This window comes from Acinetobacter kyonggiensis (assembly GCF_900107285.1).
In the GTDB taxonomy this organism is placed as follows: Bacteria; Pseudomonadota; Gammaproteobacteria; order Pseudomonadales; family Moraxellaceae; genus Acinetobacter; species Acinetobacter kyonggiensis.
Genome location: NZ_FNPK01000006.1, coordinates 180911 through 190700, shown reverse-complemented (window position 1 = coordinate 190700; position 9790 = coordinate 180911). Strand labels below are relative to the sequence as shown.

Sequence of the window (9790 nt, the reverse complement as noted above, 5' to 3'; positions counted from 1 at the left end):
ACAACGAAATATGAATCCTGTGCTTGACTTGGAAATGTCCATATAGGACATTTCTATTTGGTTATTAGGTAGGACATTTCTACTTGGGAATAACATTACATGTTAGAACCCATTTAAAGTGTCTATATTATCACCAATAAAAATGTCTGGTCTATGGTGGTTTTTATCACCATGGACTGGATATAATTTTAAGAAGCTCATCTCTATGTTTACAAATAACATGTTTAACATTGTGTATAACAATACGTTCTGGTAATAAAATGGTGAAATAAGAATGTTTAGATTACTTTTAACTGCTGACTCAAACATAGAAACGGGAGTTGGTGATGCATCGATGATAATAGCACCAAATGATTTTTATAAGTTTATGGAAGGACAGGAATATGGCGAGGGTATAAAGCATTTAGCCATTTTTTATATATGTCGTGATCCTGAATTAAAATTTAAACAACGGATTCGATATACGAAAAAAGACCAAGCATTGTGTATAGATATTATGCTTGATTATAATCAATTTGTAGCAATGAGCATGCAACAACGTGTTTTTACAATGTGTGAGAAATTGCTTGAAGAAATTCCACCTATTGTAAAAAAATATAAATTTTCTGATTTTGATATAAATAAATTAATAGATAACTTTACGTATTGGTTTAAGCAAAATAAGCTTAGGTAATCCATAATTCGTGAAACAAGTCTCTTTAATTACAAAAAATGATAGTTTAAGCAATAGATGTCAGAAGATAATTAATTATTATAGATATTTTTTAATTACTTTATATTTATATTGGGGATTCTATTATGCGTAAAAATATTCTATTAGGGTTTGTATCCTTATTCTTCCTAACTCCCATCTTTATTAGCAATACATATGCATCTGAAGATCAACTATCTACTTTAATCTTAAAAATTAATACCAAATCAAACAATAATGGTGAAGTTAACCTTCTAGAAAATAAGTTCCTAGGGCGCGCTAGCTGGAAAATAAAATGTCAATATAAGGTATTTGAGGACATAAAAGCATGTGTTATGAGTAAAGGGCCTATTTCTATTTTGAATGTTAATAATCAATATGTTGTAAATATTGGCGAAAAGCATCTAAAAGATAATCCGGCATTTATTCATATAGATAACAAAGAGATCCTCCAAGAGCGTGAAGGATTGTTTAGAAATGGCTCCGAACTTATTAAACAATTAAAACATGGGAATTACGCTTATACACGCTTCCAAAATAGTAAAAAACAACTTATTGAAAATAAAATTCCGTTGGTTGGCTTTACTGATGCATTTAACGATATGGAGGCACAATTTCTAAAACTAAGTAATGATAAAAATTATAGTCTCTAATCATTAAATTATTTCAGTTCTAATAAATTATAAAAATTAATATTAGAACTGAAATAAAAAGCTACTGAAATTCAATTTTTCATGCAATACCAAAGCCAAATTCGCAGAAAAACTACTGTGGTCAAGATAGAAATAATGCCTTTTCTCTAGCTCGACGATTCACCAGTCCTTGCATCCGCTTCCCACCAGCATTTATCCATACATCAAACTGATATGCTGCTCCACGAATATCACCTGCATTAAGCTTTTTAACCAATGTTGATTTATTAAATGCACCTGTACCGATGTTATAAGCCAGTGAAACAAGTGCATCGAATTGATTTTGATTCAATGGAATATTTACAGCACCATTCACAGCTTGTTCAAATTTCTTTAAATCGTGAGCCATATATAATTTGGCTTGGTCAAGTGTGCAAGTATCACCTTTTTTGACTTTGATGCCATTTGGGTAAATGGTTGTACCAAAACCAATCGTCCAGACTCCCACACCATCATCATAAGCTGCAAGTCGCTTACCTTCAAAATCGCAGATTAGGTCAACACCTTGGTTACTCACCGATATTTCATCTACAGCAATACCTAGCATGTTGGCAACCATAGACCCTGTAGTATTTGCAATGACCTGATTTGCTGCACTCACCTGTTTTTGAGTGAGTTTCCCACCACTAATTTTTCGTAAAAAATCAAATATTACTTGCACCACCCACCCCACTTATTTGCATTTTTCTTTAAATACTCTTCGATGAACGTACTTCCCAATATACATCTACTTTTGTAATAATGATTTTCTTTGTTGTATGTACTTCTATCACTAAGGTTGAAGCTTGTTTAGAGATAATGAAAACGGTTAACTTTTCTCTTTTTTGATAAAATCATTATCATAGCCCACATCTATTGATGTAAAGACATACAGGACGTTAATAGTTCTTGATCGAGTTAAAGTCAGCCTAAACTTAAGTCTTTAGAATATCTAAAATCAAACTCTCTGATGGATTTTATTTTCAATTAAATGAGTTACTAATTGAGTCATATATTGATAGGTAAATAAATGAGAATGAAACTTTACCAGCCCTTCTAATCCTAAAGTTAGGCCTATAAATTGCCAAGCCATATCATCAAAATTTTCATAATGATTATTTAACGGCGCCGATTCCAATATTTTTTTTACAGACTTATGCCATTCTTCAATTGCTATTGAAAAAACTTTATTAAATTCAGGACTAGTTTGGCTGTTTTGTTCAGCATCATTCCACAATCGAACGTAAGGTAATTCATCTTCTGATTCAGTAAAACCGAGAGCCAAAAGTATTTTTTCAGTTAAACTTAAATTATCATCTATTTCACTGATATCTAAATTCTTATAAATGAGCTGCATAAAGACTTCACACTTTAATTCTTGAATAGTTTTAAAGTGATGATGAATAAGCCCTACAGACAAAGAAGCTTTTTGAGCCAAATTACGTACTGTCAATGTATTCAAACCATCATCTAATGCGATTGTCATAGCAACATCTAAGATCTGTTTTTTTCTTTCCGTTTTACTTAAGTAGCTCATTTTCTAACACAGTCATTCACAACATGATCAGCATATACAAGTTGCGTAAAAAATCAAAAAATAGTATAAAATTGAACATATGTTCAATTTTATACTATTTTTATGTTTTTACATCCCAAATGGTTCATTTTAGCCATTGTCGTTGGGCTTTATCTTCCTGTGGCTATTGATGCAACTGTACTTCATATCGCTGTACCTACATTAAGCCAAGAATTAAAAGCAGGCACATCACAACTATTATGGATTATTGATATTTATCCATTGTTGATGGCTGGGCTTATTTTAGTAATGGGTGCCTTAGGCGATAAAGTTGGTTATCGAAAACTCATGCTTATGGGCAGTATCATCTTTGGTATAACCTCGGTGCTAGCAGCACTTTCGCCTACAGCAAATTTTTTAATTTTTTCAAGAGCTATATTGGCCTTAGGTGCATCAATGATTATGCCTGCAACTTTAGCTTGTCTACGCCATACATTCATGGATGAAAAAGAACGAAACTTTGCTCTAGGAATGTGGGTTATGGCTGGAGGGGCTGGTGCCGCTTTCGGACCTCTAGTCGGTGGATTACTATTAGAATATTTCTATTGGGGATCAGTGTTTCTGATTAATGTTCCTATTGTCTTGGTTGTCACTGTATGTATTTTAAAGTATCTGCCTAAACAAAATTTTATACATGAAAAAAAATTAAATATATTAGATGCGCTAATACTTATAACAGCCATTCTTTTAGTAATTTACAGTTTAAAAGCCGGCTTAAAAGAATTTGATCCTCAATTCATTCTTCTTGGGCTTATAGGGATTGTACTCGGTTTTTTATTTGTAAAAAGGCAAATTAAAAGTGATCAACCACTATTTGATCTTAAGCTATTCACATCGAAATCCGTGAAATATGGTTTCACCATTTCAGTTGTTGCTATGATTGCACTGGTAGGATTTGAGTTACTTATTTCCCAAAAACTACAATATGTGTATCAATTTAGTCCATTAGAAGCTGGTCTATATATTTTACCGTTTATGATTGCAGTCAGTGTGGGTGGCGTGATTAGTACACCTCTTCTAAATAAGTTTGGAGCTAAAAAAGTTGCTGTATTTAGCTTAATACTGAGTTCTGTATCTATATATTTTTTATCAGTTGTTAATTTTGAAACTGAATACTTATTTTCAGCTTTTTGTATGATCTTATTAGGGCTAAGTATCCTATGTGCTTTTTTAGCAGCTACATCCGCAATTTTATCAGGAGCACCTATTGAACAAGCATCATCGGCTGGTGCTATTGAAGGAATGTCCTATGAATTAGGAACCGGTTTGGGTGTAACAATTTTTGGTTTAATGGCATCTTTTTTCTACACAAAAAATGTAGATTTTTATCATTTTTTTAGTGCTGATCAACTAAAAATAGCTGAAAGTTCTATAGGAGGAACTTATCAAGTTCTTCCAAATTTATCGGCAGAAAGTGCAGATCTCATCATAAAATCAGCCAACTCAGCTTTTGTTATGGCTCATAGCTCTATTTTAATCTTTTCAAGTTTAATACTTTTGTTTCTTGCTATCTTTATCTGGATCTTTTGGAGGGAAACTTCCACTAAATCACTATCCATTTAACATAAATGGCGACCATACTAAGTAAATTTGCATATTAATTTAACTATCAACCACTTAATGAATTTCAACCAGCCTCAAAATAATAAAAGCCGACTCATAAACAAGTCGGCTTTTTTATGTACAATTCTAAAAACATCACCAATAAATTGACTAATATTCAACCTAAATAGCACATGGTTGTGATTTTCTAATGCATCCATTACTCAAATTACCCTCAATTTTTGCAGATAACCCTTGGAATAAAATTCAAGCAACTTTGTACACTTTGGCGCACAAAAATTCCCGCTCTTTGTGGATATACCATCCCAAAATTATTGCTTATCATGGGGACATATAGAGCAAGTTGCTTTTCATGTTCCAATTTTTCTGACAGCTGTTTAGGAGTGCTATTAAATTTGCGCCATGGAATAGATTGTCCTGTCGCCTTTTCTAAAGCGCCTTTAATCTTTTGAACATACGGCGTTTGATCTGTAATGGCCTTAAGGGTGAGACTGCCCATAAAAAAGCCCTATTGTTGAATAGGGCAATTTGGGTATTAACTGGAAAGCTTACTTACTGGACTTCCAATACTTCAAGACTAAATTACAGAGCAGTTTTTCTTAAAAAGTGTATTTGTATAAATCAAAAGGTCTACTGGCTGTCGTATATTCGTCAATCATCACAAGCTGTGTACGTTTTTGCGTACATAACAATATAAGGCTCAGCGATTTTTAACAATTAAGCTGACAAGTTTTTGGGCAATGGGTGTGCAGATCAATACACTTGGAAACGCAAACATCCACGCTACTATCCATGCTGACATCCACACCGAAAAAAGATTGTCGATGAAACCAACAGTCTTTAATGTAGTAATACCTGTGATCAGAAATGACATCATGCAAGATAAAATGAGTGGAAATAAAAGATTCACACTCTTCACATAACCACTCCTTGGTATGCATTTAGGTTTGATGCAAAATTTCCCCCAAACAATTGCGCTGTTTTAATATCGCCTAAATCAAATGCATCTGCCGCACTCGCATGTTCAGCTTGTGCCATTAATCCAGACCAAGAACCTAGACGATTAGCCGCTTGCGCGTAGGGAACTCCTTGATGTTGTTCAGGTAAAATAGGATTGCCCACCCATATCATACCGTGTTGCATACAAAAGGTGAAAAGTGAAATAAGTGTTGATTGCTTATCACCAGCGGGAAGCGATGAGACGGTAAATCCAGCTGCTAATTTTCCTTTAAAGCTCTGTTTCTTCCATAAGGGACCCGTAGCATCCATAAGTTGTTTTAAGGTTCCAGAGACTCCACCGAGGTAAGTGGGTGTTCCCCAAATTAAACCATCATATTGGGTCAGTAATTCAGGGTGAGACATCAGTTGTTCTGCGGTGAATAAATCAATATCCATATTCTCAATTTTTGCTGCTCCAATTTGAATTTGTTGAGCAATAAATTGAGTATGTCCTTGACGGCTATGATAGATAATGGCGATTGATTTCATGGTTTAGTCCTCAATGAAAAAGATTTAATAATTTAGCGGTGAGGAATAAACCACACCCGAAGATACTGTGATTGATCAAGCTTTTGATACGATTGATCAATGGTTGCGGTGTTTTAGATGCTGCGAAGCCTGAACCCATAGCAGGCTGCATGACGAAGAAAGGGATTAGCACGCTAATGACCCCAAATAATAAGGCAGAATAAAATTGAGGTTGTAGCAACCAAGCATCCCCTATGATGAAGATGAAACCAAATGCGAATAGGATTCCGACACTGTAATGAGCAATCCAGCCCAATACATATTCATGTTGAATCTCAGGACTTTGTGCAATTGACGCGTGGATGATTTTGCCGCGGAAAATCCATCCCACCCACCGACCAAGGAATGCAAAATTTAAAGTTGGGATATTCAGTTTTTTTAATATGAATAACCAAATATCCATGATTAGTGTTGCACCGATTCCTAGACTCAAAATGTAAAGTAGTAATTTCAAAATATTCATTTCATCACCCCGACCTTTTCCAAACAAAACCTGATAGATTGATTGTGCAAGTTCAAGTCAACTTGAAGTCAAGAGGTATTTATGGATATTAGTGAAGTTGCAAAAAAAGCAAAGGTTGCGACATCGACCTTACGGTTTTATGAAGAAAAAGGGCTGATCAGATCTATTGGGCGACAGGGTTTACGTCGTCAATATGCAAAACAGGTACTGGATCAATTGGCATTGATTGCATTGGGGCAGGCAGCGGGTTTTTCTTTGAATGAGATTGCCACGATGTTTGGGCAAGATGGTCAACCTGAGCTAGATCGAAAAATGCTGAATGATAAAGCAGAGCAAATTGAGCAAATGGCACGACGATTACACTTCATTAGCGAGGGACTCAGACACGCTGCGGCTTGCCCCGCTGAAAATCATATGCAATGCCCAACCTTTCAAAATTTCCTAACAGCTGCAATTGCAGGCGAATATCAGCCAACTAAACTTTAGTGATATTCCGTGGATGAAATCTAGTTTTATTCATGGGCTAAAACTTAGCATTACATTGTCATCTTTTCACCATAAAAACTTGAAAGTCTTCATCCTCCAAATTACCCATTCCACGTATCCCCCATTCCTAAACCACCTGTAATTGCATGAGCCATTAATCGATCGCTCAAATTTTGGTTAATGTTACTACTATTTTGATTCACAACAACGACTTGCTGAGGGCTTGGAGGCGTTGAATACTCTTTAGCTATAGCTGATTACTTAATTTGGTAGCACACCAAAAACCTTATGAAATGGTATTTTACGAAAATATTTCTGTGCTACGATTTTTAGAATTTAGTTATAGAATAACTATTTTTAGAGTAAAAAATACTCTAATGTGATACGACTGGTCATAAAAGTTAATGATATTTGATCGATATATTATTTTTATTTTATGATTTTAAAGGAAAATTCTTATCCCAGATTCGGGTTAGTTAAATTAAAACAATTTTTAAATATGATCATTTTTATTAATTTAAATATAATATTCCCATTCATTTTGTTTTGACAAAAGTTTCAAAAAAGGTCCAATTGTTAATGTATTTAGGAGAAATGGATTGAACTCGCTACCATGATGTTCCAAAAAGAAATTTCTTAAATTGACATTAAGAGGAGCAAATTTCATAGCCCATTGGTCAAACAATCGGACTTTAGCGTCCTCAAAATAAATTAACTGACAAGAAATATGACGATTATCTTTTAAAATTTTATTAAAATATAAATCATTTACTGTTGATTTTTTCCCTTCCAAACATTGGATAAAACACCCATTACCATAACAAAGGACTCCAGTTATATTTTCTTGAGTATTGTAGTTAATTGAAGTAGTTAAAATATTCATTAAATCCAATTTAAAGGCATCATCATTACGATAAAATTTACTTACATATACAAGCCTGATACATCCTATCATTATCAAAAACCTTCTAATTATCTTGAAATATAAATATACTATCAACTTTATTTAGTATACAGAACAACCTTATAATTAAAATAAACCTAACACATAAAAATTTAAATTGATGTTTTAAACCTTATACTGATTACCAATGAATATGCTATGTATCCTGTATAAGATACAAACATTAAAATAAAGCCATTCATTTTAAGAGCAATGTTTTTGCTTTATTTCTTCAATTAACCAACCCTTTTATCTCTTTGTTGTTGTCGTAGATCCAACGATCAAATTAAGATTCAGCACTACCTATATGTAAAAATCAGCATATTCAACGGCATAAATCTATATCAATGATTGCAACACGGGGTAAAGTAAGCTCTATGCAAATCGTGGTTATATCAACCAAGAATAAAGTTAAAACCTAAATATCAAGATATTGATTTAATTACATAAAAATATAAAATATGGAAGTAGTCAATTTACTAGAAGTTTTCCTCAAACTTGATAGAAAAAATAGAAAAGAAAACCCCATCAAACCAATGACGGGGTTTTCTATGCCGTAGAACATTCGGCAATTCGAGAGCGATTAATCATCTTTACCGCATTTGCGGCATTCATGGGTGTATCCACTATCATCGAAGTCGAATTCATACGCATGAATACAGAATAATTTACGGAGGAATTGGAGCATTTGTTTTTCCTAAATTTCAAGAAAAAAAATACCTCCTTGGTAGGAGGTAGAAACTAAAAACAAAAAACATAGCGATAGATTCTATAAATTATTATATATCTACTTAATTTTAAATCATTGGCAAAATATTACTTTACCATTAATTCAAAATACATAAGACAAATCCCGATCAATGAGCGAGCTTACGTTATTATACAGCCATGTCAATTTGAACACTTCACTTCAAGCTGATAATCATCTTGAGTAACTTTAATTTTAATCTTCTTATATTTTCTCTTACTCGGCTCCATAGCTGAGCCAGCCACTTCTTCAAAAAAATTTCGATCGTTCATTAGCTCTCCATAAGCTTTATAGCCAATTAATATTTTTTCAGGCGTTTTATTTTTTAAAACTATATCACTAACAAGTTTATCTAGTTTCTTTATATTAATATTCGGCATTTAGATTAAGCTCAAAATTTTAAAACAATATTATACTTTAGTTTTATGAATATATAGTGTCAAAAAACTATCTAATGATGAATTTTAAAATTTAATTATTCATCTTTCTTAAAATCAATTCAATCCGATCAATCGCTTCCCACAGCTTCAAATCACTCAATAGCCAGAAATAGTATAAGTTATCATCAATAATACATATCTGTTTGCGGTATTCTGAAGTTTTACGTCTTCAACCCCCTTCGCCTTAAAGCATTCTTTCTTGAAGTTAAAAGATTGATCTGCCAAATCGCTTATACATATGCTCAACACTTTCTTTTATCAAAATAAAAAACCTACTTACCTCTCCCAAGATAAGTAGGTTTAATCTACGCTGTAATTTTAGAATTTTTAAATTATTTATTTTCACTAAATATAGCGTTAAATTATTTCAATAATATGAAAGCCATTAAAAAAGCCCACATTTTTGTGAGCTTTTATTATTTATTTATCAACTATAAATCAGTACCAATAAATACACTTTCAATAAAAGCATTTGCATCGTGATCATCGAGTAATTCAATGTTTACGTCCAAATGAATAACTTCAGCACCAGTTTTTTCTTTAAAATCAGCAAATTTTTGAGCAAGAAACTCTTGAATTTCATCTTCCAGCTTAGCTCTTTCAATACGATATTCTTCTAGTATTTCTTTCACAGCAATCACCCTAATTCTTAATTGTGCAATTAATTTACCATAAAGATCAA

General features: G+C 33.0%; 13 protein-coding genes. 4 read left to right on the top strand and 9 right to left on the bottom strand.

The features are described from left to right. The first annotated feature begins 274 nt into the window (after positions 1-274). Complete coding sequence (locus tag BLV99_RS07175; RefSeq protein WP_092689153.1) at positions 275-673, top strand: hypothetical protein; 399 nt, start codon at positions 275-277, stop codon at positions 671-673. A 125-nt stretch (positions 674-798) separates the two neighbouring features. Next, positions 799-1344: an invasion associated locus B family protein gene (locus BLV99_RS07170; RefSeq protein WP_086185705.1), complete on the top strand. Its 546-nt coding sequence runs from the start codon at positions 799-801 to the stop codon at positions 1342-1344. A gap of 121 nt (positions 1345-1465) precedes the next feature. Here the strand turns inward: BLV99_RS07170 and BLV99_RS07165 are convergent, their stop codons facing one another. After that, on the bottom strand, positions 1466-2044 hold the full coding sequence (locus tag BLV99_RS07165; RefSeq protein ID WP_092689190.1) for a lysozyme: 579 nt from the start codon (positions 2042-2044) through the stop codon (positions 1466-1468). A 276-nt stretch (positions 2045-2320) separates the two neighbouring features. After that, positions 2321-2899 (bottom strand): TetR family transcriptional regulator, encoded by a 579-nt coding sequence (locus tag BLV99_RS07160; protein ID WP_092689150.1) that lies wholly within the window; start codon positions 2897-2899, stop codon positions 2321-2323. Positions 2900-3001: 102 nt separating this feature from the next. Between BLV99_RS07160 and BLV99_RS07155 the strand changes: the two genes are divergently transcribed. After that, positions 3002-4501, top strand: coding sequence for an MFS transporter (locus BLV99_RS07155; protein ID WP_092689147.1), 1500 nt, complete (start codon positions 3002-3004; stop codon positions 4499-4501). 214 nt (positions 4502-4715) lie between these two features. On the opposite strand, the gene BLV99_RS07150 is transcribed toward BLV99_RS07155, so the two are convergent. The 4 genes from BLV99_RS07150 to BLV99_RS07135 all read right to left on the bottom strand — a co-directional run bounded on the left by BLV99_RS07150 (position 4716) and on the right by BLV99_RS07135 (position 6491). Next, a complete protein-coding gene (locus BLV99_RS07150) occupies positions 4716-5000 on the bottom strand; it encodes a hypothetical protein (RefSeq protein ID WP_092689143.1) in 285 nt (94 codons plus the stop codon). Between the two features lie 201 nt (positions 5001-5201). Beyond that, positions 5202-5420 carry a DUF2798 domain-containing protein gene (locus tag BLV99_RS07145; protein WP_092689140.1) on the bottom strand — a complete coding sequence of 73 codons (219 nt, stop codon included), beginning with the start codon at positions 5418-5420 and terminating at the stop codon, positions 5202-5204. Further along, a complete protein-coding gene (locus BLV99_RS07140; protein WP_092689137.1) occupies positions 5417-5989 on the bottom strand; it encodes a flavodoxin family protein in 573 nt (190 codons plus the stop codon). Before BLV99_RS07140 ends, BLV99_RS07145 begins: the two co-directional genes overlap by 4 nt. 10 nt (positions 5990-5999) lie before the next feature. Continuing rightward, complete coding sequence (locus BLV99_RS07135; protein WP_092689134.1) at positions 6000-6491, bottom strand: DUF2938 domain-containing protein; 492 nt, start codon at positions 6489-6491, stop codon at positions 6000-6002. Between the two features lie 81 nt (positions 6492-6572). Between BLV99_RS07135 and BLV99_RS07130 the strand changes: the two genes are divergently transcribed. Beyond that, positions 6573-6977 carry a helix-turn-helix domain-containing protein gene (locus BLV99_RS07130; RefSeq protein WP_092689130.1) on the top strand — a complete coding sequence of 135 codons (405 nt, stop codon included), beginning with the start codon at positions 6573-6575 and terminating at the stop codon, positions 6975-6977. A 517-nt stretch (positions 6978-7494) separates the two neighbouring features. Here BLV99_RS07130 and BLV99_RS07125 read toward each other — a convergent pair. The 3 genes from BLV99_RS07125 to BLV99_RS07115 form a co-directional block, all read right to left on the bottom strand. Further along, the gene (locus tag BLV99_RS07125) at positions 7495-7932 is read right to left on the bottom strand and encodes a BLUF domain-containing protein (protein WP_086185918.1); all 438 of its coding nucleotides are present in this window, start codon (positions 7930-7932) and stop codon (positions 7495-7497) included. Positions 7933-8811: 879 nt separating this feature from the next. Further along, the gene (locus tag BLV99_RS07120) at positions 8812-9048 is read right to left on the bottom strand and encodes a hypothetical protein (RefSeq protein ID WP_086185919.1); all 237 of its coding nucleotides are present in this window, start codon (positions 9046-9048) and stop codon (positions 8812-8814) included. Between the two features lie 491 nt (positions 9049-9539). Further along, positions 9540-9740, bottom strand: a complete 201-nt coding sequence (locus tag BLV99_RS07115; protein ID WP_092689186.1) for a hypothetical protein — start codon at positions 9738-9740, stop codon at positions 9540-9542. Positions 9741-9790: the final 50 nt, after the last annotated feature.